The 23,405-nt window shown below is 68.8% G+C and carries 25 protein-coding genes and 1 pseudogene; 8 read left to right on the plus strand and 18 right to left on the minus strand.

Annotated features, from left to right (window positions below; all coding sequences use genetic code 11):
• Window positions 1-7: 7 nt before the first annotated feature.
• From GNX96_RS06400 to GNX96_RS06465, 16 genes and pseudogenes are all read right to left on the minus strand, one after another.
• The gene (locus GNX96_RS06400) at window positions 8-757 is read right to left on the minus strand and encodes a CIS tube protein (RefSeq protein WP_279579545.1); all 750 of its coding nucleotides are present in this window, start codon (window positions 755-757) and stop codon (window positions 8-10) included.
• 17 nt (window positions 758-774) lie between these two features.
• On the minus strand, window positions 775-1,203 hold the full coding sequence (locus tag GNX96_RS06405) for a phage tail protein (protein WP_163567373.1): 429 nt from the start codon (window positions 1,201-1,203) through the stop codon (window positions 775-777).
• On the minus strand, window positions 1,196-1,489 hold the full coding sequence (locus tag GNX96_RS06410; protein WP_163567374.1) for a hypothetical protein: 294 nt from the start codon (window positions 1,487-1,489) through the stop codon (window positions 1,196-1,198). The genes GNX96_RS06405 and GNX96_RS06410 overlap by 8 nt, the downstream gene beginning before the upstream one ends.
• Before the next feature lie 8 nt (window positions 1,490-1,497).
• Window positions 1,498-3,102 (minus strand): hypothetical protein, encoded by a 1,605-nt coding sequence (locus GNX96_RS06415; RefSeq protein WP_279579546.1) that lies wholly within the window; start codon window positions 3,100-3,102, stop codon window positions 1,498-1,500.
• Between the two features lie 14 nt (window positions 3,103-3,116).
• On the minus strand, window positions 3,117-4,088 hold the full coding sequence (locus GNX96_RS49370; protein ID WP_279579547.1) for a hypothetical protein: 972 nt from the start codon (window positions 4,086-4,088) through the stop codon (window positions 3,117-3,119).
• Window positions 4,089-4,093: 5 nt separating this feature from the next.
• Window positions 4,094-4,732, minus strand: a complete 639-nt coding sequence (locus tag GNX96_RS06425; protein ID WP_279579548.1) for a DUF6760 family protein — start codon at window positions 4,730-4,732, stop codon at window positions 4,094-4,096.
• Between the two features lie 4 nt (window positions 4,733-4,736).
• Window positions 4,737-5,183, minus strand: coding sequence for a phage tail protein (locus GNX96_RS06430; RefSeq protein WP_163567376.1), 447 nt, complete (start codon window positions 5,181-5,183; stop codon window positions 4,737-4,739).
• Window positions 5,184-5,222: 39 nt separating this feature from the next.
• Window positions 5,223-6,761, minus strand: coding sequence for a phage tail sheath family protein (locus tag GNX96_RS06435; RefSeq protein ID WP_163567377.1), 1,539 nt, complete (start codon window positions 6,759-6,761; stop codon window positions 5,223-5,225).
• Between the two features lie 367 nt (window positions 6,762-7,128).
• A complete protein-coding gene (locus tag GNX96_RS49375) occupies window positions 7,129-7,848 on the minus strand; it encodes an AAA family ATPase (RefSeq protein ID WP_279579594.1) in 720 nt (239 codons plus the stop codon).
• Window positions 7,763-8,821, minus strand: coding sequence for a hypothetical protein (locus GNX96_RS49380; protein WP_279579601.1), 1,059 nt, complete (start codon window positions 8,819-8,821; stop codon window positions 7,763-7,765). The genes GNX96_RS49375 and GNX96_RS49380 overlap by 86 nt, the downstream gene beginning before the upstream one ends.
• 115 nt (window positions 8,822-8,936) lie before the next feature.
• A pseudogene (locus GNX96_RS62700) lies at window positions 8,937-9,086 on the minus strand (hypothetical protein); the annotation flags it as partial.
• Window positions 9,087-9,260: 174 nt separating this feature from the next.
• Complete coding sequence (locus tag GNX96_RS49390) at window positions 9,261-10,343, minus strand: DUF4255 domain-containing protein (RefSeq protein ID WP_279579550.1); 1,083 nt, start codon at window positions 10,341-10,343, stop codon at window positions 9,261-9,263.
• 18 nt (window positions 10,344-10,361) lie between these two features.
• Complete coding sequence (locus GNX96_RS06450; protein ID WP_163567378.1) at window positions 10,362-10,916, minus strand: hypothetical protein; 555 nt, start codon at window positions 10,914-10,916, stop codon at window positions 10,362-10,364.
• Entirely contained in the window at window positions 10,840-11,370 is a 531-nt protein-coding gene (locus GNX96_RS06455) for a PD40 domain-containing protein (protein ID WP_163567379.1), read from the minus strand. The genes GNX96_RS06450 and GNX96_RS06455 overlap by 77 nt, the downstream gene beginning before the upstream one ends.
• Window positions 11,371-11,380: 10 nt before the next feature.
• Window positions 11,381-11,827 (minus strand): TolB-like translocation protein, encoded by a 447-nt coding sequence (locus tag GNX96_RS06460; RefSeq protein ID WP_163567380.1) that lies wholly within the window; start codon window positions 11,825-11,827, stop codon window positions 11,381-11,383.
• Window positions 11,752-14,655, minus strand: coding sequence for a DUF11 domain-containing protein (locus tag GNX96_RS06465; protein ID WP_163567381.1), 2,904 nt, complete (start codon window positions 14,653-14,655; stop codon window positions 11,752-11,754). The genes GNX96_RS06460 and GNX96_RS06465 overlap by 76 nt, the downstream gene beginning before the upstream one ends.
• 32 nt (window positions 14,656-14,687) lie before the next feature.
• Here GNX96_RS06465 and GNX96_RS49395 point away from each other — a divergent pair, with 32 nt between their 5' ends.
• Window positions 14,688-15,119 (plus strand): hypothetical protein, encoded by a 432-nt coding sequence (locus GNX96_RS49395; protein ID WP_279579551.1) that lies wholly within the window; start codon window positions 14,688-14,690, stop codon window positions 15,117-15,119.
• A gap of 285 nt (window positions 15,120-15,404) precedes the next feature.
• On the opposite strand, the gene GNX96_RS06475 is transcribed toward GNX96_RS49395, so the two are convergent.
• Both GNX96_RS06475 and GNX96_RS49400 read right to left on the minus strand, forming a co-directional pair.
• Window positions 15,405-15,815, minus strand: a complete 411-nt coding sequence (locus tag GNX96_RS06475; protein WP_279579552.1) for a helix-turn-helix transcriptional regulator — start codon at window positions 15,813-15,815, stop codon at window positions 15,405-15,407.
• A complete protein-coding gene (locus tag GNX96_RS49400; protein ID WP_279579553.1) occupies window positions 15,782-16,036 on the minus strand; it encodes a hypothetical protein in 255 nt (84 codons plus the stop codon). Before GNX96_RS49400 ends, GNX96_RS06475 begins: the two co-directional genes overlap by 34 nt.
• A gap of 160 nt (window positions 16,037-16,196) precedes the next feature.
• Between GNX96_RS49400 and GNX96_RS06480 the strand changes: the two genes are divergently transcribed.
• The 7 genes from GNX96_RS06480 to GNX96_RS49405 all read left to right on the plus strand — a co-directional run bounded on the left by GNX96_RS06480 (window position 16,197) and on the right by GNX96_RS49405 (window position 23,266).
• Window positions 16,197-17,543 carry a COG1470 family protein gene (locus tag GNX96_RS06480; RefSeq protein WP_163567382.1) on the plus strand — a complete coding sequence of 449 codons (1,347 nt, stop codon included), beginning with the start codon at window positions 16,197-16,199 and terminating at the stop codon, window positions 17,541-17,543.
• A 183-nt stretch (window positions 17,544-17,726) separates the two neighbouring features.
• Entirely contained in the window at window positions 17,727-19,157 is a 1,431-nt protein-coding gene (locus GNX96_RS06485; RefSeq protein WP_163567383.1) for a gamma-aminobutyraldehyde dehydrogenase, read from the plus strand.
• Between the two features lie 23 nt (window positions 19,158-19,180).
• A complete protein-coding gene (locus GNX96_RS06490) occupies window positions 19,181-20,353 on the plus strand; it encodes an ABC transporter ATP-binding protein (RefSeq protein ID WP_163567384.1) in 1,173 nt (390 codons plus the stop codon).
• Entirely contained in the window at window positions 20,350-21,558 is a 1,209-nt protein-coding gene (locus GNX96_RS06495; RefSeq protein WP_279579554.1) for an ABC transporter substrate-binding protein, read from the plus strand. The genes GNX96_RS06490 and GNX96_RS06495 overlap by 4 nt, the downstream gene beginning before the upstream one ends.
• Window positions 21,559-21,561: 3 nt before the next feature.
• Window positions 21,562-22,425 carry an ABC transporter permease gene (locus GNX96_RS06500; protein WP_163567385.1) on the plus strand — a complete coding sequence of 288 codons (864 nt, stop codon included), beginning with the start codon at window positions 21,562-21,564 and terminating at the stop codon, window positions 22,423-22,425.
• Complete coding sequence (locus GNX96_RS06505) at window positions 22,422-23,189, plus strand: ABC transporter permease (RefSeq protein WP_279579555.1); 768 nt, start codon at window positions 22,422-22,424, stop codon at window positions 23,187-23,189. The genes GNX96_RS06500 and GNX96_RS06505 overlap by 4 nt, the downstream gene beginning before the upstream one ends.
• Window positions 23,138-23,266 carry a hypothetical protein gene (locus GNX96_RS49405; protein WP_279579556.1) on the plus strand — a complete coding sequence of 43 codons (129 nt, stop codon included), beginning with the start codon at window positions 23,138-23,140 and terminating at the stop codon, window positions 23,264-23,266. Before GNX96_RS06505 ends, GNX96_RS49405 begins: the two co-directional genes overlap by 52 nt.
• Window positions 23,267-23,405 lie beyond the last annotated feature (139 nt).

Raw genomic sequence — 23,405 nt, forward strand, 5'->3', positions numbered from 1 at the left:
CCCACGTTCAGGTCCTCAAGCGCGGGGATGAGCAGCCGGGTGCCCGGCCGCAACGCCATCGGGTTGTCGATGTTGTTGGCCTCGGCCAGGTCACGCCAGAGCTCGGGGTTCCCGTACGCCGAGTAGGCGACCGAGGCGAGCGTGTCGCCAATCGTGGTGGTGTGTACGTCCCGGCCGGCCAGCGACCCGGAGGTGGGGTTCTGGCAGGCGTGGTGCCGGAGATCTCCTCCAGGGTCAGCGTGCACAGCGCCCGGATCGGGGTGCCGCTCGAGCTGAACAGGGTGTATTTCGCCGTCACCGTGGTGATCGCGCCCGGGAAGCTGTGCATCCCGCCCCAGACGAACTTCACCCACGGCGGCGAGGATTTGGTGTTGCTGTTGCTTTTCGCGGTCGGTACGCAGCACTGGAACAGCTTCTCGACGGTCTTGACCACCGAGTCGTCCATCTTCTCGGTGCCGTCCAGGAACATCTCCAGCTGCAGCTTGGCCGGGTCCGATCCGGTGAACTCCGGCGGCGCGCTCTTCTTCGCGTTGCGCTGGTCGCTGCGCTTCCACTTCGCCGTCTTGGTCAGCGACAGCTCTTTGGGGTTGAACTGGAACTTGATCTCGTCGATCTGGGCGCCCGGTTCGCCGGTTGTCGCGGACGCCGGCGGCTCCATCACGATGAGGCTGGCGTGCATCAGCTTGTCCGGCGGCGTCGAGCCGTACGTACTGGCCGCCGGCGTGCCGGGCGAGCTGAAGGTGACTGGTGAACTCATGATTTATCCCTGCCCGGTCAGGTGCCGAGGAAACCGTGGTGCGCGAGCTCCAGGGTCTCCATCGCGATCTTGTTGTTGTCCATGCCCAGCTGCGGGCCGCTCCACTTGACCGGGATCACCCCGGCCAGCGACCAGCTGGTGACCACTTCGCCGTGCAGCGTACGAGCCTCGATGACGGCCGTCTTGCGCTGGAAACCAGCGGCCATCGCGGCGAAGTACTTGGTCACCTTCTCGGTGTCCTTGCTCACCGGCCGGGTCAGCTTCACGTTCGACCACTTGATCCGGGTGGGCAGCTGCCACACCATGCCGTTCTGGCCACCCTCCTCGCGGGTCTCCATCACGAACTCCATGCCGAGGCCGTCGCAGCTGTCGAACGTACCCAGGCTCTGGTCGTCGATCTTCACCACGAAACAGACCGCTACCGGGGCCTCTACATCATCAGCCATCGTTCAGTCTCCTCGTGGTCAACGCTTGGTGTCGGTGATCAGGCCGCGACGCTCGCGGTCCAGCCGCAGCTCGGCCTTCAGCCGGCGCAACAGCGGATCGAAGAGCGTTTTCAGCAGCTCCTCCGGTGGCTGGGCGCCGGCGGCCGGATGCGCCGCTGGTGCGCCGCCGGCCGGAGTTGGTGCCGCCGCCCGGGGCCGGGCCGGCGTCGGCGGCCTGCACCGTCATGGTCTCGGTCGGGTACGTCTGCACCACCGGCTCCGGCCCGGCCGCGAACCGCTGCACCATCTGCGCGGTCAGCTGCTCCTGGGGGTCGGCGGCAACACCAGCGGCTGGGCCCCGGCTGGCCGCCGTCCGGGCGTACCGGCTCCGGTTGCCGCACCGCCGTCCGACCCGGCCGACGCGAGTTGCGCCACCGGCGGCAGTGTCAGCTCCGGCAGGCCACTGGCCCGCTGCACCGCCGTACTCGCTGGCGCCTGCGCTGGACTGGCCGTGCCGCCGAAGGGTCCGCTGGGGGCCGAGATGGTGTCGGCGGGACCGGCGATCGGGGCGGTCGGGAGGTCGAAGGTGGCGGACCGCTGGACCGGAGCCGCGTTTGGGAGCCCCTCCTGCCGGTTGGTCGCCTGCCTTGCGCCGTTGCTCGCGGCACTCGGGGTCGCGGGTGGAGTGGGAACCGTGGAGGAGATGGCCCGGGAGACCACCGTCGGTGGTGCGCTGGCGCTCCAGCTGTTGGTGGCCGGTACGGCGACCGGGCCGGTCGCGCCGGCGCCGGCGGTGGTAGCCGCGGTCGGCAGCACCGGGATCGGCGAGCGGTCGCCGACCAGCTGAACCACCGGCAGGTTCTCCATCAGCGACCGCGCACCGGCGCCGGAAGGGCCGCCGGATGGGCTGCTGGTCAGCTCACCGGCGGCGAGCGGGAGGTCGCTGCTGCCGGAAGAGGCCGCACCACTGTCGGCGCTGAAGTCGGTGCTGGCGGTGAGGTCAGTGCTGGTGGCCAGGTCTATGCCGCCAGTACCGCTCGTTCCAGTCGAGCCGAGGGTCTGGGTGGCCGAGGTCGCGGCGGTGCTGCTGCTGGTGGCCGGGCGGTACGAGCCGTCCGCGGCGAGTTGGACGACCGGCAGCTCCGGCAGGCCGGCCAACGGATCGGGACCCGATGGCGTCGTACGAGCGGAGCCGCTGGCGTACGACAGCGTCGGGCCACTGTCCACTGTGGACATCGTGGACTCGGTGGCGCCGACCGTCGGGCGGTCCGCCGGTGGGCGGGTGACCAGCGGATCCGAGCCGGCGGCCGGAACGCGCTGGACCGGCATCGGCGCGAGGTCGCGGGCCGGTGCCGGATCCGAGAGCTGGCTGGAGTTGAGCGTCGGAGCCACCGGCAGCGCCGGCGGGGCGCCGACTTCCGGCGGGTGTTGGGCGCCTTCGTCGGTCGCGCTGTCCAAAGCCGCGCTGTCCAAAGCCGCGCTGTCCAAAGCCGCGTTGTCAAACGCCGGGTCGCCGGACTCGTCGGCGGCGGCCCGCTGGACGGCCGCGGCGGCGATTTCGGAGAAGGACTTCGGGCCGGCCACCGAGCCGACACCGTCCGCTGCCCGGGACACCGAGAGCGGCAGGTCAGGGGAGCCGCCCAGCGCGCCGGCCCCGGTCCAGCGGCGGCGTCGCCCACCTGGTTCAGTGGCGCACCGAGGCCGGGTCGGCGGCTGGTCGTACCCGCGGCGCTGGCCCGCTGGACCGAAGGCGCGACCGGAGTCGATCCGGCCGACTGGCCGGACACCGGTGGCTGATACCCGAGCGTGGGCTGAACGGTCGGCGCCTCGTCCGGTGCCGGCTGGGCAGCCAGCGGCAAGGAGGGGGGAGTCGGCGGCGCGTTGCGCGGTCGGCCGGCTGCTCGCACTGGGTCCGCTCAACGCGGGGCCCAGCCCTACGCGCCTCCCGGCGGGTGTCGGGGGGTTGTCGTCGACGGCCCGCTGGACCGCTGGTACGACCGGCATGCCCGGCATCGATCCGGGCGCACTGGTGGTCGGCGCTGGCGCTGCCGGCTGGTCGGCCGGCGTGGAGTCGGTGTCGTACCCAAGCGTCGGCACGGCCGAGTCCTGGGCTGCTTCGGGGAGATTTTGGTTGTCCGCCAACGAAACCGGATCGCCGAGCAGGTCAGCTCCCGGGTCCGCGACGGCTCGCGAGACCACTGGCGCGGGGTCGGGGGGGCGGGCAGTACGGTCAGCGTCCGGGTGGGTGGCTGGTACGTCGAAGTGGTGAGCGACTCGGCCCGCTGGACCGGGGTGGCGAGCACCAGGTCGGGGTGGCTGGTCGGCTGCGCGGCTTGAGCCGGCGCCTGGTCCAGGACCGGCATCATCGCCTGCGGGCTCGCGCCGACGGTCGGCGCGGTGGAACCGGCCGACGCGGTGGGCGCGTCAGCGAAAACGGGGTCGGCCGGCGTCTGCACCGAGCGGGCGACGGTCGGACGAGGGGGTGCGGTGGCATCGCCACCGAAAATTCGCTGGATAGCGGTGAAAAAGCGCCGCCGCGACGAGCCTCCGGCTGGCTCGGCGCGGGCGTCGCCAACGGCATGTCCTGCGGCGAGGTGGGCAGCTGCGGCGGCGGGGTCAGGGACGCCGGGATGACCCCGGACGGGCCACCCGGGGTCAATGCTGTGGCCCAGCGGCGCGAGGTACGTGGGATCGCGCCAGCTGGTCAGGTTGTCGGTCAACCGCTGGACCGGGTTGACCAGCGGGTGCGCCGAGAACGTACGCCCCATCGGCGCCATCGCCTGCCAGTCGCCGGCTTCGGCGGCCCGGAACGGCGCCGGCTCCGGTTGACTCGCTGGTGGCGCCGCCGGACCGCCCGGAGTTACCTCCTGGGCGGTCCGCTGGACGCGTGACGACCATGGCCACATGGTTGCTACCGACTCTCGCTCATCCTGGTGTTGATGCGGGCGATCTCCGCCACGAACCGCTGACGGTCAGGGTGTTCCATATCGAGGATTTCCTCCCACGACCAGTGGAAGTGGTACGCGACGCGACGTACGCGATCTCCTCGTGCAGCCGGTCGGTCGCGTACGTCACGATTCCCCCAGGCGCCCACCTGCCACGTCGACGGTGAACCGGTGTTCGCACTCCGGGCAGGTGACCGCGGCGGGGTGTGGCCCTCGCTGTTGATCCGCCGGTAGAGATCCTGCAGAAAGGCCAGGTCGGAGGCGAACAGGTCCTCCATGATCATGGCGTGTACGTCGGTGATGTCGCCGAGCCGGGTGATCACCCGGGCCAGCAGCACCACGGTCAGGTAGGCCGGGTTCTCCCGAACCCGGTCGTCGCGCAACGGGAACAGCTCGTCCCGCGCGGTCGCCAGCCGCATGACGCCGTGCTTGTGCACCTTGCCGTCGTCGTCGACGTAGCCGCGAGGCAACTCGAACGCGAACTCGGTGCGCGCAGCGTCTGTGCGGCTGCCGGCGGAGCCGCCTCGGCGGCTGGGCCGGGCGGGCGGGGCCCCGGACGCCGCCGCCACCGCGGCGGCGTCCGGGAGGACCATGGTGCGGCGCATCGCGCTACTCCACTTCCATTGTTTCGTAGGTCAGCGTGAGCTTCTCGGTCAGCACGTCGGTTCCGCCGGCCTTCAGCGAGCCGATTTCCAGGCTCTTGGCCCACAGTGCGGTGATCTTGTAGCGCTTGATCGCCGCGCCCTGGTAGTCGTAGACCACGACTGCGCCGTTCTTACGAGCCGATCCCATGTTGCCCAGCCGGGCATCCTTGATCAGCTTCTCGAACGAGGAGTCGTCGGACAGGCCACGGGTGACGGTGAACTCGCCCGCCTTCGCCCGGCCCGGCATCTTCTTGTTGACGTACTTGCCGTCCGCCGACGAGTTGTGCTTCAGCTCGATGACGTCCTGCTCCATCTTCAGGCCGCTGATCTCCTGAATTTCCTTCACCTGGATGCCGTCGATTTCCAGGCCGAACGACCAACCGACCGCTCTGTCGAGATCGGGTAGTGCCATGGTGGATTCTCCTTACTCCAAAATCGGATGCGCGGTCGGTTACTCGTTCACCAGGCTGGTGCCACCGGAGAACTGGGCCAGCCGGAAGATCACGAACTCGGCGGGCTTGACCGGCGCGACGCCGATCTCACAGACGACCTGGCCGGCGTCGATGCCCTCGGCCGGGTTGGTCTCCCGGTCACACTTGACGTAGAAGGCCTCGTCCGGCGTCAGGCCGAACAGGGCGCCCTTGCGCCATTCGTTCACCAGGAAAGCGGCGATCGTACGACGGATCCGGGCCCACAGTGCGTCGTCGTTCGGCTCGAAGACGACGAACTGGGTGCCGCCCAGGATCGACTCTTCGAGGTAGTTGAAGAGGCGACGGACGTTCAGGTAGCGCCACGCCGGGTCGGACGAGAGCGTACGAGCACCCCAGATGCGTACCCCACGGCCCGGGAACGACCGGATCGCGTTGACGCCAATCGGGTTGAGCAGCTCCTGCTCGGTCCGGGTCATCGAGGTCTGCAGCGACACCGCGCCGCGAATGACCTCGTTCGCCGGCGCCTTGTGCACCCCGCGCTCGTCGTCGCTGCGGGCCCACACACCGGCCACGTGGCCGCTCGGCGGGATGAACTCGTTCTTGCCGTTGGCCGGGTTCAGCACCTTGGGCAGGGGGTAGTAGAGCGCGGCGTACTTGGAGTCGTAGCCGGCCTCGTTCACCCGCCAGTTACGCACTTCCTGGACGTTCAGGTTCGGCGGCGGGTCGATGATCGCGACCCGGTCGCCCATCAGCTCGCAGTGCGCGATCATGCCGAGCTGAACGGCCTTCAGCGTCTCGCCGTCGATGGCGCCACGCTCGTACGCGGTCATCAGGTCCGGCGCCGCGACCATGGTGATCTCTTCGATCGTCTCCAGGCCACCGAAACCGGTCCGCGCGGACACGTCACCGACGTAGTCCATGGCGTTCACCCGCTCGGGCACCGGCTCCGGGGTGGGCGGCGGCTTCAGGGTGGCGCTGCCGGCGGGCTTGGCGACCACACCGGGGCCGGTGTTCTGCTCGGTCAGGGTGATCAACTTCGACCGCTCGCGTACCGCGGTGACGACGTTGTCCTTGCCACGCTTGGTGGTGACGTTCTCGAAGGTCTCTTCGACCTTGTTGCCACGCTTGACGTTCAGCGTGAAGCGGTCGTCGGCCGGGTTCTCCCCGGTCGCCGGGCCGACCTCGACGACGCTGATGTCGCCGCCGCCACCGGCGGTCAGCTCCCTGCCGACCACCTGGTAGGCGCCGAGCTGAGCCTGCGGGCCGGCCGGCAGCGCGGCCTTGCCGTTCGCGGCCTCACCACCGATGCGGACCACGTAGCAGTTGCCGCCGCCGTTGAGGAAGTAGCCGTAGACGGACTGAGCGAGGTAGGTCCCCTCGACGAAGTCGCCGAAGTTCTGGACGTACTGCGTCCAGTTCGACACCAGCGTCGGGGTGTTGAAGGGACCCTGGGCGGCGAAGCCGACGAAGGCGGCGACTGCGGTTCCTACGCCCTCAATCGGGCGCGAACCAGAGTCGACCTCCTCCACGTACACGCCTGGGGACAGATAGGTGGGCATCGAGCCTCCCGGTCGAGGGTTTTTGTTCTCCGTAGGAATCCTCGTCTTCGTACGGGGCCGGTGACACGACCAACAGGATGGGTATCCGGGAACCACTTTGTGCCCCATAGGGCACCGCCATCGCCCCACCCGACGCCGCCCGACCCGGCCGGGCACCCGCGGTCGCCGGCAAACACACGGGACGCTGCGGTTTCATAGCGTGATCTGTCAAGGATCGCGAGTTGACCCCTGTCAAGCCTTCCGTCACCCCTTCCCGGATGGCCCGGGAAGGCACCCGCACTCCACGTAGATCCACCTCGCCAGCCGCTACGGCGCTGTCGCAGTCCCCTGGTGAAGTGGGCCTCCACCCAGATCGGGTGGCGCTTGGTTAGTCGGCCCACCGATAGCGGACGCCGGTCCGGATTATCCGTTTCGTACGGACCGACCAACCAAGATCAATAAATCTCAGAAGGCGCTCTGACTGCGCCCGGACAGGACTCCGACGTATTTTCCGAATTCGCGTTCCAGCACCAGCCGCCCGAGCTTGCGGTATTCCCGGGCGACCGCGCCGGCGAGGTCGGCCATGCTCACCGAGCGGTCGGCCTCGGCGGCCAGGTACGCGGCGGTGACGGCGGCCGACCGGATGTGCCCGCCGGCCAGTTCGAAGGAAGCGGCGAGGAAGTCCAGGTCCACATCGGACGAACGGGGCAGAGTACGACCGAGACAGGCGTCCCAGAGCGCGCGGCGCAGCGGCTCGTCTGGGACCGGGAAATCGACCACGATGTCCAGTCGGCGAGTGAAGGCCTCGTCCAGGTTGGCCCGCAGGTTGGTGGCGAGGATGGCGAGGCCGTCGAAGGTTTCGATGCGCTGCAACAAATACGCGCTTTCCATGTTCGCGTAGCGGTCGTGCGCGTCCCGTACTTCCGAACGCTTGCCGAAAATCGCGTCGGCCCTCGTCGAAAAGCAGTACGCCGTTGACGCCGGCCGCCTCGGTGAAGATCCGCTCCAGGTTCTTCTCGGTCTCACCGACATATTTGTCGACCACGGTCGCGAGGTTCACGGTGTAGAGGTCGAGCCCGAGGTCGCCCGCGATCACCTCCGCCGACATCGTCTTGCCGGTGCCGGAGTCGCCGGCGAACAGCGCGGTGACCCCGCGGCCGCGGCCGCCACCTGGCCGCATCCGCCAGTCGGTGAGCACACGCTCGCGGTGCCGGGCCCGAGCGGACAGCTCGCCGAGCTGGCCGGCCACCTGGTCCGGCAGCACCAGGTCGGCCCAGCCGACCGCCGGCTCGATCCGGCGGGCGAGCCGCTCCAGGCCGGCCGCGTTCTGGTCGCGGGCGCCCTGACGCAGGTGGGCCGCTTGTACGCCGCTGTCGCCGTCGGCGACCGCGAGCGTACGCGCCGCCGCGGCCGCCCGGCGGATCTGCACGGGAGAGAGGATGAACTGCGCGGTCACGTCGGTCGGCTCCACCCCGACGGCGAGGCTGCCGTCGAGGCCGCCGTGCCACAGCTCGTCCCGTAGGGCCGGACCGACCGCGCGCGGCGTCCGCCCGCCGCGGCGCCCGGTCGGACCAGCGCGGATCCCACCGGCTCGGGCTCGGGCCGAACACGATCAGCGGCACGGCGGCTCGCACCATCAGCTCGACGGTGACCCGCAGGGCGCGGCCGCCGTCGGTGCCCAGCGGCCCGGCGATGATGCCGGCGCCGGTGAGCAGCGCCTCGACCAGCAGGCCGCGCAGGGTGGAGCCGTCCGACTCACCGCTCTCCAGCACCTCGAGGTTGATCGGCAGCGGCGGCCGACCGGCCAGCGCCAGCGCGGCCGCGGCCAGCGCCAGCCCGCTGCCGCCGGCGAGTTCTCGCAGGTACGTCAACGAAGTTCCGGCCCGCAGCGCCCGCGCGAGTTCGGTGGCACCGGGCAGCGCCGGCAGGTCGGCCAAGTCGTCCGGCCAGCACACCGAGGTCAGGGTGGCGTCGGGCCGGTCGTCGCCAAGCAGGTAAGCGGCGACCCGATCGGGCACCCGCAGCTGCCGGCTCAGCAGCGGCCGGTCGGTGTCCTCGACGGCGACCAGACCAGTACGCATCAGCGGCGCGTCGCCCGGTCAGCCGGGTACGGCCAATGGCCGAGTTCTCCGGCAGCCCGCAGAGCCGCAGCGCGAGGCCGACGGTGGCCCGGCGGCGGGTCACATCATCGTTGAGATAACCGAAAAACTGTTCGAACCGGCTGTCCACGTCCGGCGCCACCGCGATCAGCAACAGCTCGGTGTCCAGCTCGGACAGCTGGGCTCCGGCGGCCAGCCGGCCAAGCCGGCTGGGATCGGCGGTGGCTGGGCGGGCCGGTCGGCTCACCGCCGGTCAGCGGGCCGCGCGGCTCCTCCAGCAGCGTCTCGATCATCTCGTCCGACAGATACAGACCGCGAAAAGCGTCATCGGCGCGCGGATCGGCGGCCTGTCGGGCCGCCAGCACCTGCCGGACCCGGCCTTCCAGGACCGCCAACCGGTCCAGGACGGACTGTGCCGTCGTCACTTCTTCTCAGTTCCCTTGTCTCTAGAGGTGCCGTCTTTAGAAGTGCTGTCTTTGGAAGCGCTGCCCTTGAGGTGCCGCCCCTGGAGATGCCACCGGCCGGGTTCGCCGCCGTTTGACCGATCCGCATCCGCCGTCGGATCGCGATCCGCGGTGTGGGTGCGCCACCGGGGCCGGGCTCGCCATAGCTGGGCTCGCCGGGCACCCCGGGAATCCCGGCCGGATGGCCACTGCCCGTACGCGCACCGGCACCGCCCCGCCCAGCCCACTGAGTCCACCAGCCCCACCAGTGCCGTCGGTCGTACCGGAGTCGCCATCCCCAGCGGAACCACCGCCGCCCTTACCGCCGCCGTCCCTACCGCCGCCGGTCGCGCCTGCGCCGGTCGTACGACCACCGCCGCGGCCGGACCGGACCACGGTGCCGGCGATGGTGCTGCCGGCGGCCGCCGCGATCTCCTCCTCGGTGGGGTATTCCACCAGGTGGCGCAGCGGGTCGTCGGACTCGCCGGTCTCGGTGTCGGTGCTGACGAGCGACATACCGGCGGTCGCGGTCTGGGCGGCCTGGAAGACCGGCCGGCCATCACCGGCGCGCTGATCACCACGTCGAGCGAGGGCTTCAGCTCACCTCCAAGGGCCGTCCACACGTCGGCGAAAGAGCGGTCCTCGGGCGGCGGTAGGGCCACCGTCACCGCGACCGGCCGGCCGATCTGGGCGAGCGATCCGGTCAGCAGCTCGCGAGGCATCTCCTCGTAACTGAGCAGGCTGGTCAGCAGTGCGGACAGCAGCCGGTGCTCGTCCTCCGGCCGCTGGGTCCAGGCGGTCAGCAGATACGACAGCTTGATGTGCCGGGGCGGCATATGCCGGGACTCGATCTTGCCGAGGTCGTCGTACGCGTTGATCATGCCGCGGGACCGTTTGCGCATGTCCTCGCGGATGTCGTACAGGTAGATGTTGACGGTCGGCGCGTTCCGCCGGGCCGCCCAGTCCTTGGTCGGCGCCTCGAACGCCACCTCCACCTCGTTGCCCGGCAACGCCCTGCTGCGTACCAGCTCACGCAGAGCCTCATCGACCTCGTGAATCATCGCGTTGTCTCCTGAGGGTTAGTCGACACCGGGGAAGTTCGGCACGCCGCCGACCATGTAGCCGGCCTGTGTCGGTGTGATGGTCTGGCCGGTCTTGACGAAGGTGACGGTGACCTTCCGCTTGCCCGGCCAGTCGTGGTACGGGACCAGGACCGGGATCCGGAACGTGCCCTTGGCGTCCGTGGTGACCTTCGACGGCGGCATCTTGACTCCGCTGTCCCAGGTCACCAGCAACTGCGTGTTGGGCGGGAAGCCGCTGCCGGTGGCCACCGGGTCCAGCCCGGGTGGGCCGACCGACGGGACGGTCTTCAGGTTCGGGCCGATCACCACCAGCGGCACGGTCTTGCTCGTGCTGGCCGTCGGGCTGCCCGTGAAGTTGTACGACAGCTTGCCCGTCACCTGCGCGTTCACCGCGGCCGCCGGGGTCAGGTTGACTGTGAAGGTGGACTTGCCGAAGGCCGGGATGGTCGGCAGCGTGCAGGTTGTCGCGGTCGCGTTACAAACCGTCGACGGCTTCACCGAGGCAACTGGCAGCGTGGTGGGCAGGCCGGTGGCGACGACCGGGTTCAGCACCGGAGCGTCGTGTGTTGGTTGTGGTGACCGTGTACGTCACCGCGACGACCGGCCCTCCCACGTACCCCGGCTGCGGCGTGGCCGAGACGCCCAGCCCGACGGTGTTCGGCGGGACGACGTCATCGGGTGCCTTCGGCTCGAACGCCGGCTCGGCGGCGCCACCGGGCGTACCGAGAACCTGGACGCCCGGCCCACCCGTGGCGTTCACCAGCATGATCGTGTCGTTACCGGAAACCTGACTCGCCTGCGCGGCGGCTGGCTTGGCGGCGCCCGGGGCGGCGGCCGGCTTGGCCGCGGCCCGCCTGGTGGTACGTGACTTGGTCGTGGCCGGCTTGGCGGCGGCGGCGAGGTCCGACCCCTGGATGAACGATCCGAAGGCGATGTAATTGCCGTCCGGTGACCACGCCGGGTCGGCGACGGAGATCGTGGTGCCGTTGCTGTTGTCGTCAAGCACCTTGCGGTCGTTAGACCCGGAGGCGCCGATCGCGCAGAGCTGGGTGAAGCTGCCCTCGCCCGCCGAGACGAAGCGCGACGTACGCGAGCTGCTTGCCGTCCGGTGACCACGCCGGCGTGTAGTTCCGGGCGGTGCCGCACTGGGTGTCCGAGGTGGTCAGCCTGTGCTGGCTGGTGACGGTGGCGGTGGTGTTGGTGATGGCCAGCGTCGCCAACCAGACGTCCGCGCTGCTCCCGAACTGGTTGGGATTGGCGTACCGGGCCAGTGCGAGCTGGTTGGGGTTGGTCGAGGACCAGGCTGGATCGGCGTCGAAGCCGGTGGTCCCAGCCGGCAGCGGCAGCCGGTCCAGGAGCACCACCGGAGTCGTGTCGACTCGCATGATCACGATCCAGGAATCCGCGGTCGTGTACTCGCCGGTGGACGAGACGGTGTAGCGGGTCCGGGTGAAGGCAAGCATCTTGCCGTCCGCGACCAGGTCGGTGAGCTGTCGCTGAGCAGCGTGTCGCCGAAGTCGGCCAGCGGTTTCGCGCCGCTGCCGTCGGCGGCGGCGAGCACGATCCGGCTGTCTCCCGTCGAGTCGAACTCGGTGTACGCGAGCTTCCTGCCGTCCTTGCTGTACGCCGGCTCGTTCTCGTCCAGGCCGGGCCGGGCCGAGTGGTCGATCCGGCCGGCGCCGTTGAGCGCGCTGCTCCAGATGTCACTGTCGTTGCCGTTGGTCAGGGCGGAGTAAAGCACGGCCGGCTGGGCGCCACTGGTGGGAGTCCACCAGGTGGGGCTCGTCTCGGCGGTGTCCGACCGGGTGGCGACCTTGGCCGGGGTGGTGGTGCCGAGCTTGAGCGCGTAGATGTCGCCGGCGCCGTCGTCGTGGGTGGTCACGTACGCGATCTGGGTCCCGTCCGGCGACCACGCCGGCCGGCTGGAGTCCGTCGCGCTGGTCATTCGGGTGGCCACCCCGCCCACGACCGGCATGATCGCGACATCGGTCGGCCCGCTGGTGGCGCCGCCGCGGAACCGGGTGGTGGCGAAGGCGATCCGGGTGCCGTCGGGGGAGTACGCCGGCTGGATGTCGATGCCGGCCGACGAGGTGAGCCGGGTGGTCGCGCCGCCGGCGGCCGGCGTGACATAGATGTCGCCGGCCGCATCCGTACGCGTACTGCTGAAGGCGATGTTCTGGCCGTTCGGCGACCAGGCCGGCCAGTCGTCGTTGGAGCCGGTGGTGATCCGCATCAGCCCGCTGCCGTCGATGTTGACGACCCAGATGTTGAACTGGCCGCTGCGGTTGGACGAGAAGGCGATCCGCTTGCCGTCCGGCGACAGCACGGGATGGCGGTACGACGACGTGTCGGTGCTCAGTTTGACCGGGGCCGACCCCGCGTCGGCGGCGTACGTGAGCGAGCCGCCGACGTTCGCGCTGCCGCTCGCGGCGGCCCTGCTCACCCACGTCAGCGCGGTGCCGTTGGCGCTGACGTCGGTGCCGTACAGCCCGGCCGTACCAGTCAGCGCGGGCGTCCTGGTTGGGGTGCCGGGTGTCGCGTAGAAGAGGTTCGCCGCGTCATTGCTGGCGTACGAGAGGCGATAGTCGGTCGACGGCGTCACCAGGATGTCCGCGGTCTGGGTCTCGGCGCTGACGCCGTCCGGATACTGCGCTTGTACGGTGCCGCTGGCCCGGCCGGCCGTCGCCTGTGCCGCGGTCACTGTCACCTGCGCCGTGAAGGAGCCCTTGGCGGCCAGGTTGGTGATCACGCAGGCGGTGCCGTCGGTCTGGCAGGCCGGTTGCGGGGTGACCGACCGTACTGGCAGACCGGGCGGCAGGTCCATCCGCAACCAGGTGTGCGGGACCGGCAGGGCCGAGTTGTTGGTGACCTTGTACGTGAGCTGCACCTGGTCACCGGGGTTGGCAGGCTCCGGCGAGGAGCTGACCGAGAGCGACACGTCGCCGCTCATCGACTGGAAGCTCGCGTGGTCGACCCCACCCGGCGCGGACAGCAGCTGCGTCGGCGTGTGGTTGCGCTCGGCGCCGAAAACGATCCACAGCGACGAGTCGGCGTTCACCTGCTCGGCCTTCGGCTTGGCCGCTGCGGCCATCCGGGCGGCCAGGGTGTTGATCGAGGGCGTCAGAGTGAAGGCGAGCAGGCTGCCGGTCCACGCCGGCTCGGACAGGTTGCCGTCCGCCGTTGGGCGGCCCATGGTGGTGATCCGCGCTCCGCTGGGCAGGCTCGGGTCGTACGCGCAGATGCGGTGCCCACTCTCGGCGACGAAAGCGATCAGCGTCTGGAACGTGCTGCGCTGGTATTGCGGGTCGGAGTCGCCGATCGGCCCTTGGCCGCCGCAGTCCTCGTGCGAATCGTCGGACAGCAACAGCTGCGGCTCGGCGATGTCGACTGAGCCGTCCGAGTTGTGCGTGAGAGCGGCCGTATAGATCCGGGACTGGCCGTTCAGGTAGCGGCGGAACGCGATCGTGGTGCCGTCCGGCGAGAGCGTCGGGTGGTCGTCGTAGAAGTTCCCGGTGCCGGTCTGCGGGACCTGCCACTGCCGGCCGGACCCGCCGACCTCGGCGATCCGTATGAAGGTGTGGCTGCCGTCCCCGTTGCCGGTCCGGCGGGTGAAGGCGACCAGCTTGCCGTCCGCCGACCACTCCGGCTGCGAGTCGTACTGGTCGAACGTGAACGCGGTCAGGGCCCGGATGCCGGTCCCGTCGCTGTTGGCCAGCACGATGCGGCTCTGGCCGCCGCTGTTGGTCTGGGTGAAGGCGAGCTGGGTGCCGTCGTACGAGAAAGACGGATCGGACTCGGCGGTGCCCGGGGTGGCGGTCAGGTTCCGCCGCTGGCTGCCGGCCGGGTCCTGGCTGTACTGGTCCACGGTCCAGATGTCCGAGTCGGTGCTGGTGTGCATGCTGCCGTAGACGACAGAGGCGGCGCCGCCGGCGGTGAACCAGGTCGGCCGGGAGTCCGGTTCCGGGCCGACCGCGAGCGCGGTGGCGCTCTGCTGGCCCGGCTTCATGGTGTAGATGTCCCCGCCGGTGTCCGCCGTACGGCTGACGAAGGCCAGCGTGCCGTCCGTCGTCGACCACGCTGGCTCGCCGGAGTCGATGCTGGTGGTCAACCGGGTCTCGGGGCCACCGGCCGCCGGGACCAGCATGACGTCCGAATGCGCCTTGTCGCTGAAGCTGCTGCGGAAGCGGTCGGTGCTGAAGGCGATCGTGCGGCCGTCCGGTGACCATGCCGGCTCGCCTTCGGAGGTCGGCTCGGTGGTGACACGGTGCACGGCTCCGCCCGCGGTGGACACCGTGTAGATGTCGCCGTACGGGTCGTCCCGGGGTGCTGGCGAACGCGATCCGGTCGCTGTTGGGGCCGAAGCTCGGCCAGTCGTCGTTGCCCTGGCTGGTGGTCAGTCGGCGCAGGTTGGTGCCGTTGGTGTCGACCAGCCAGATGTCGAACTGGCCGTCCCGGTTGGAGGCGAAGGCGACGGTCTTGTGGTCCGGGGAGAGCGCGGGGTGCTCGTCGACGTACGAGTCGTTGGTCAGCCGTACGGGCGCGGCGGTGCCGCCGGCCCAGTACATGACGTCGCCGTCGGTCTCGCTTGAGCCGCCGGTGGCCGGGGTGTGGGTGATCCAGACCAGCGCCGAGCCGGCCGCGCTCGGGTCGTCGGCGCTGCTGTCGGCGAGGGCCGCGGGCAGCACGCTCGCGTGGGTGGACCCGCTGGCCAGCGTCGGGCTGCCGCCGCCGGCGTACGCGAGCAGGTCGCCGTAGGCGTTGTGCTGCGGACCTCCGGGACGCGACTGCGCCTGTGCGACGGACGCGGGCGTCAGCGCGGCCACCATCGCCAGGACCAGCACTGCCGCCACTCTCGTTCGAGTACGAACGGCAGTGTCCTTCTTCGCCACAGTCGGAACCCATCTCCTCGTCGTCGGCAACCCCGGACGGCACCGGTGTCCACCGTTGCGTGGCCAGCGGTCCAGGGACACCGGACGCTGGCCAGAGAATCGGGCAGGGAGCGGTGCCCGATCGGGCACCGCTCCCTGCCTTAATGAACGTTCAGATCAAGCCGTGCTTCAGCGCGTACGCCACCGCGTGCGAGCGGTTCCGAAGGTGCAACCGGCTGGTCACGTCGTGGAGCACGTTCTTGACGGTCCGCTGGGAGTACGACAGTTTCTGCGCGATCTCCTCGGTGTCGAGTCCGTCCGCCACCAGCCGCAGCACCAGGACCTCCCGCTCGGCGAGGCCGGAGAAGGTGAGTCCGCGCGGGCCGAGCACCTGTCGCTGCAGCTGCCCGACCTGGTTGAGCAGCCTACCGAGCAGGTCCGGCGGCACCGCGCCGTCACCGGCGGCGGCCGACTTGAGCACCTTGACCAGGTGGTCGGCGGTGGCGTCGGTGCGTCGTACCAGCCCGGCGACGCCGATCTCCACCACCGCTACCAGCTCGGACTCGTCGATCTGGGTGGCCACGATGACCAGCCGGTTGATGCCCCGGCACACCGCAGCCCACGCAGCGCCCGGATGGCCGCCTCGTCGATCCGGTCGGTGACCACCAGCGCGACCGTCGCGGACTCCCACTCGTCGTCGTTGCTGACGATCCGGACCTCCGGGCGGGGTGCCAGCTGCCCCCTGATGCCCGCGTACGAGATCGGATCACGCGCGTGGAGGAGGACCGCGAGCCGTTCCATCATCTAAACCACCTGCCAGAAGGGGGTCACACGGGTGACACCAACGTTGTGCCGTCAGCATCCTCGTGACGGTTAAGGTGCCCTTAAAGTGCGGTTGTTGTTGCCCGAAGGTGTTCCCACTTGAGACGTGCCCGGGCGGCGGTTACCCCCTACGGTGCCCTTCGTGAGCACCCACGCGACCCTAGACGCGCCGACTCTGGACATCGAGCCGGGCGCCACCGCCTCATGCGGTGTGACCATCCGAAACAGCAGCCCGATCATCGAGCAATACAGGTTCGAAGTGGTGGGGCCGGCGGCCGGCTGGGCCACGATCGAACCCGCGGTGGTCAACATCTACCCGGACAACGACGCCGAGGTCTCGGTGACGTTCTCCCCGCCCCGCTCGTCCCGGGTGCCGGCCGGTGAGGTCCCCTACGCCGTACGGGTGCTGCCGGCCGAGAACCCGGCGGCGGCCACCGCGGTGGAGGGCCTGGTCCGGATCCGCCCGTTCTTCCAGACGACCGCGGAGATCAGTCCGCGTACGTCGAGGGGACGCCGGCGGGCCCGGCACGAGGTGGCGGTGGACAACACCGGCAACGTGCCCGTCCATGTCGAGCTTTCCGGCGGCGACCCGGACGGGCAGTTGACCGTACGGCCGCGCCCATCGATGTTGACCGTGCAGCCCGGGCAGGCATTGTTCTCCGCGATCGACGTACGGGCCCGCCGCGCGTACTGGCGGGGACAGCCGATCACCCGGCCGTTCCAGGTGATGGTGTCGCCGGGCGACGGCGCGCCGATCGTGCTCGACGCGAACATGCTCCAGGTGGCGATCCTGCCGCGGAACATCCTCAAGTGGGTGGCCGCGATCCTGGCGCTGATCATCCTCCTCGCGGCGGCGGCCTGGTTCCTGCTGGCCAAACCGGCGATCGACAGTGCCGCGCAGAAGGCGGCCGAGGACGCCGCCGGCCAGTCGGCGGCGGCCGTACAGGCCGCCCAGTCGGCGGCAGCGGCGGCCAACCGGCGGCTCGACAAGGCCGGCATACCCCCCGACGGGGCCGCGCCCGCGCCCAGCGCCACGCCCAGCGGCAAGGCGCCCGTCGTCGCGAACGCGTCCACCCAGCTGGCTGCCCACGCCAACAACGGCCAGCAGAGCGCCGTCACCACCGACCCCCGCGACCTGGCCACCCTGGTGCCGGTCAAGGGCGGTGTCTACACCGTGCCCCAGATCGACATCACGAATCCGCAGAAGGACACTGGCACCATCGAGATCCTCGTCGATGGTGTCCCGAAGTGGACGCAGGCGTTGGACAACCTGTTCGAGCTCCCGTTCAAGTTCGACCCGGCGCTGGTTCTCACCACGGCGAAGGCCGGTGGGCAGGACGGGACCAAGCCGCACGTGCTGGCCATCCGGATCAACTGCACCAAGGCAGGCGACCCGATCCCCCTCAATGGCAAGGTCCAGGGCGGAGGCACCTGCCGGGAGTACGGGTCCGTGACGTACACCAGCGTCACGCCGCCGGCCACCAACTAACCGCTCTCGTACGAAACAGGTGCACAGCCAAGCCCTGGCTGTGCACCTGTTCGCTGTCCAAGGCCACTCAGGTCAATTGATTCCGTCGGTTGCGGGGAGTAATTCAACGGAATCACTTGTCGACAGGCATCGAGTCTGTCAAAGTCGACACTCTCCAGGCGGTGACAGGAGAGGGGTGGATGGGTGCGTCAGCTGCAGAACTTCGTCGGTGGGGCGTACGTGAACGCCGCCGACGGCCGGACGGACGAGCTGGTTGATCCGTGTACGGGCGAGGTGTTCGCGGTGGCGCCGCGGTCCGGGCCGGCCGACGTGGACGCGGCCTTCCAGGCCGCCGCGAAGGCCGCGCCAGGGTGGGCGGACGCCACGCCGGCCGAACGCAGCCTCGCGCTGTTCCGGTTCGCCGACGCGATCGAGGCGCGCGCCGATGAGCTCGTCGAGCTGGAGTGCCAGAACACCGGTAAGCCGCGCGGGCTCACCAAATCCGAGGAGATCTGGCAGATCCTGGACTCGCTGCGGTTCTTCGCCGGCGCCGCCCGGGTGCTGGAGGGACGGGCCGCCGGCGAGTATTTGGCTGACCACACCTCGTGGATCCGGCGTGAGCCGATCGGGGTGGTGGGCCAGGTGACGCCGTGGAACTACCCGATGGTGATGGCGACCTGGAAGTTCGCGCCAGCACTCGCGGCCGGCAACACCACGGTCCTCAAGCCGTCGGACACCACGCCGGTCAGCACCCTGCTGCTCGCCGAGATCGGCGCCGAATTCCTGCCACCGGGCGTTTTCAACGTCGTCACCGGTGACCGGGACACCGGCCGGGCGTTGGTGGAACACCGCATCCCGCAGTTGGTGTCGGTGACTGGGAGCGTACGAGCCGGCACCGAAGTCGCTGTGGCCGCCTCGAAAGATCTCAAGCGGCTGCACCTGGAATTGGGCGGCAAGGCGCCAGTCATCGTTTTCGACGACGCGGACGTGGAAAAAGCGGCCGCCGGCATCGCCGCCGCCGGATATTTCAACGCCGGCCAGGACTGTACGGCCGCGACCCGGGTGTTGGCCGGTGCTGGCGTACACGATGATTTCGTGGCCGCGCTGACCGAAGCCGCCGCTCGTACCATCACCGGCGGGTTGGACAACCCGGACGCCGATTTCGGGCCGCTCAACAATGCCAACCAACTGGCGCGAGTGAGTGCGTTCGTGTCCAACGCGCCGTCGCACGCCGAGGTACGGACCGGTGGTCGCGCGGTCGGCGGCCGCGGCTTTTTCTACGAGCCCACCGTCATCTCCGGGCTGCGGCAGGACGACGACGACCTCATCCAGCAGGAGGTTTTCGGCCCGGTGGTGACCGTCCAGCGTTTCACTGACGAGGAACAGGCGGTCGCCTGGGCGAACGGGGTGGAATACGGCCTCGCGTCCAGCGTCTGGACGCGTGATCACGCCCGCGCGATGCGGGTCTCCCGCCGACTGGATTTTGGCTGCGTGTGGATCAACACGCATATCCCGATTGTCGCCGAAATGCCGCACGGCGGATTCAAGCACTCCGGCTACGGAAAGGATCTCTCCCTCTACTCCCTGGAGGAATACACCAGGGTCAAGCACGTCATGAGCTATTTCGGCGCCTGACCGCGAGCAGTGGAGCGACCAGAATGGGTGATACCGCAACGAAATCCGGCGGCCACGTGAAAACCGTGGTGGCCGCTGGGGAACCGCCGGCGATCGGCTTGGTGGGCCTCAGCAAGACGTACGGCTCGGTGCACGGCGAGGTGCCGGCCGTCCGGCGGCTTGACCTGGAAGTCGGGCAGGGCGAGTTCTTCTCGCTGTTAGGGCCGTCCGGCTGCGGGAAAACCACCACGATGCGGATGGTGGCCGGGTTCGAGGTGCCCACCACCGGTTCGGTGCACCTGCTCGGCGAGGACGTCACGTCCATCCCGGCGCACCGCCGGGACGTCAACATGGTTTTCCAGTCGTACGCACTGTTTCCGCACATGACGATTTTCGAGAACGTCGCTTTCGGCTTGCGCCGCAAGGCGGTCAGCCGCTCCGAGGTCACCAGCCGGGTGGGCCAGATGCTGGAGCTGGTGGAGCTCGGCGGCATGGAGAAACGCCGGCCCGGCCAGCTTTCCGGTGGCCAACAGCAGCGGGTCGCTTTGGCGCGGGCGCTGGTGAACAAGCCGCGCGCGTTGCTTTTGGACGAGCCGCTTGGTGCGTTGGACCTCAAGCTCCGCCAGTCCATGCAGATTGAGCTCAAGCGCATTCAGCGGGAGGTCGGCATCACGTTCGTTTACGTGACACACGACCAAAGCGAGGCGCTGACGATGTCCGACCGGATCGCCGTGATGAACGCCGGCGTGGTCGAACAGCTGGGCGGCCCGCGGGAGATCTACGAACGGCCGGCCAGCCGTTTCGTCGCCGGTTTCATCGGCACGTCCAACCTTTTGTCCGGCGCGGTGGCCAAAGTCGTCGACGGGCACGCGGTGATCGAGCCGGGTGACGGCCAACGGGTGCTGGTCGAGACCACCGCCGCGGTTGTCGGCGAAGAGCTCGAACTGACCGTACGCCCAGAGAAAGTGCGGCTGTCGGCGACCAAGCCGGACGGCGACTGCTGCCGGATTCTCGGTGATGTCACCGAAGTTGTCTACCTCGGCACCTCGACGAGCTATGCGGTGCGTACGGACACCGGCGCGGACATGACGGTTTTCCTGCAGAACGGCTCGGATGCCTCCGATGTGGCCGAGCGCGGCGACCGGGTGTGGCTTTACTGGCAGGCCCGGCATTCGTACCCGCTGACCCCGGTGCGTCCGGCCGAGGCGGCGGCGTGAATCGGGCCGCCTTGCACCGAGGCCTGACCATGTCCCGGCGGTCGTTGCTGTTGGCCGGCGGGGTGTCGCTCGGGTTGGCCGCGTGTGGAGTAAAAGGACAGCAGAAGCCGCCGCCGACGCAACAGGAAATCACCTCGTACTGGGCCGGCCAGAGCCGGCACGGCAAGCTGAACTTCGCCAACTGGCCGCTTTACATGGATGACAAGCGTACGCAGCTGAAACAGTTCACCCAGGCCACCGGCACCACGGTGAAATACCAGGAGGTCATCCAGGACGACCCGTCGTGGTTCGGCCGGATCCAGCCGCAGCTCGCGGCCGGCCAGTCGATTGGTTACGACCTGATGGTGATGACCAACGGCATCGAGCTGACCAAGATGCAGCTGCTCGGATATCTGGTGCCGTTGGATCACAGCCGGCTGCCGAATTTCGCCCAGTACGCGGGGCCGACGTACAAGAAAGAGATCTTCGATCCAGGGAATCTCTACACGATCCCCTGGACGTCCGGGATAACTGGTATTGGCTACAATCCGAAATACGTCAAGAAAGAAATCACCAGCATCGCCGACCTGTGGGATCCGGCTTACGCCGGCAAGGTGGGGATGTTCTCGGCGACCGACGAACTCGGCTATTTCGGCATGTACAAGTTGGGCATCAATCCGGCCAGCGCCGGCCCGGCGGACTGGAAAAAGTCCGCCGCGACCCTGAAACAACAGCGGGACAAGGGCATTGTCCGCGCGTACTACGACCAGACCTACATCAAGTCCCTGGCCAACGGCGACATCTGGATCACCATGGCATGGTCCGGCGACATCTTCCAACAGAACGTCTCCGAAGGCACCGGACTCAAGTTCGTCATTCCGAAAGAGGGCGGCTCGCTGTGGACCGACAACATGTGCATCCCGCTGACGGCCGAGAACCCGGTCGACGCGCTGCAGCTGATGGACTTCTTCTATCAGCCCAAAATAGCCGCTGGGCTGGCCGAGTACATCAACTACGTGACCCCGGTGCCGGCCACCCAGGCGGTGATCCGGGCGCAGGCGGCGGCGGCCACCGGTGACGACCAGGACTCACTGACGGAGATCGCGGACAGCCCGTTGGTCTATCCATCCGCGACCGACTACGCGCGGCTGCACAGTTTCCGGCCGCTGACGCCGACCGAAGACCGTACTTTCCAGGACATCTTCCAGCCCATCATCCAGGGGTGAGCGATGAACAGGCTGCGCGCGACGCTTTCACCGTACTTCCTGGTCCTGCCCGGCGGACTCTGGCTGGCCATTTTCTTCGTCATCCCAGCGGTCTTCATGCTGTCGCTCTCGCTGCAGACCGGTGACGTGGTCAGCGGCTTCAGCCCGACGTGGAGTTTCTCCAACTACACCAACGCGATCGGGCTCTATCACACCCAGCTCCTGCGGTCGCTGGCCTACGGGCTGGCGGCGACCATCCTCGCGATCGTGCTCGCCTACCCGATGGCGTACTGGATCGCTTTCCACGGTGGCACCCGCAAATCCACGTACCTGCTGCTCATGTTGTTGCCGTTCTTCGTCTCCTTTGTGTTGCGTACGACGGCGTGGAGCTTTCTCCTGTCAGACAACGGCATCTTGTTGGCGCCGCTGAAGTCCTGGGGGCTGCTGCCCGCGGACTTCCATGTCCTCGCGACCGCTCCGGCGGTGGTGTTGGGCCTCACGTACAACTGGTTGCCGTTCATGGTGTTGCCGATCTACCTGGCGCTGGACCGGGTCGACCACCGGATAGTGGAGGCCGGTCGTGACCTTTACGCGGGCCGAACAGCGATCTTCACCAAGATCATCCTGCCGCTGTCGCTGCCTGGAGTTTTCGCCGGTGTCATCATGACTTTCGTGCCGGCCAGTTCCGACTTCGTGAACTCCCAGGTGCTCGGTGGCACCGCGAACACCATGATCGGCAACGTCATCCAGTCGCAGTATTTCGTGGCCAGCAACTACCCGATCGCCTCGGTGCTCTCCTTCACTCTGATGGCACTGCTGTTGATCGGTATTTTCGCGTACGCGCGAGCGTTGGGCACCAAGGACATCATGGAGGCGGCGGCCCGATGAGCGTACTCACGCAAGAGCCACCGACCGCCGTCGCTGACGTGCCGGCGCGGGCCGCACGGGCGCGCCGGTCCGGTGGATATCTGCGGGTCTGGACCTGGGCGGTGCTGGCCTGGCTGTTCGTACCGGTCGCCGGCATGATCGTGTTTGGCTTCAACGACACCAAAGGTCGGTTCAACAACACCTGGCAGGGCTTCACCCTGCACTGGTATCGCGACCTCTTCGCCATTCCGGACCTGACTGTGGCGCTGCTGAACTCGGTCACGATCGCGTTGCTCACCGCGGTCATCGCCGGCGCTCTGGGCACTCTGATCGGGCTCGCGCTGGCCCGCTACCGGTTCCGCGGCGCCGGCATTCTGGACACCATCATGTTCGCCGCCATCGCCGCGCCCGAGGTGGTGATGGGTGCCGCGCTGCTGTCCATGTTCCTGAACCTGGACATTCCGCGGGGATATCTGACCATTCTCATCTCGCACGTGATGTTCTCGCTGTCCTTCGTGGCGATCACCGTACGGGCCAGGGCCGCGACTTTGGACCCCTCACTGGAAGAGGCCGCCCGCGACCTCGGCGCCGGGCCGTGGGACACCTTCCGGTTGGTCACCCTGCCGATGATCCTGCCCGGCATTCTTTCCGGCGCATTGCTGGCTTTCGCGCTGTCCATCGACGACTTCATCATCACCAGCTTCAATGCCGGGTCGACCGAGACCTTCCCGCTGTGGATCTGGGGGGCGCCACCAGGGTCGGCCTGCCGCCCCAGGTCAACGTGATGGGCACGCTGATCTTCGCCTTCGGCGTGCTGCTCGCGGCCGGTGGCGCGCTCGCCGCTCGTCGCCGCAAAGTCTAGATTTTCGACCTCCAGCCGGGCATCTTTCCTCGATGCCCGGCTGTTGTGCGCCTTCCCGAGTGATTCACGGTTGTGCGCGTATCGCTGCCCTTAGGGGAAACTTGGCGGCGCTGACCTCGAAAGACTTCAGGTGTTCCCG

The organism is Fodinicola feengrottensis (assembly GCF_010993775.1).
Classification (GTDB): Bacteria; Actinomycetota; Actinomycetes; order Mycobacteriales; family HKI-0501; genus Fodinicola; species Fodinicola feengrottensis.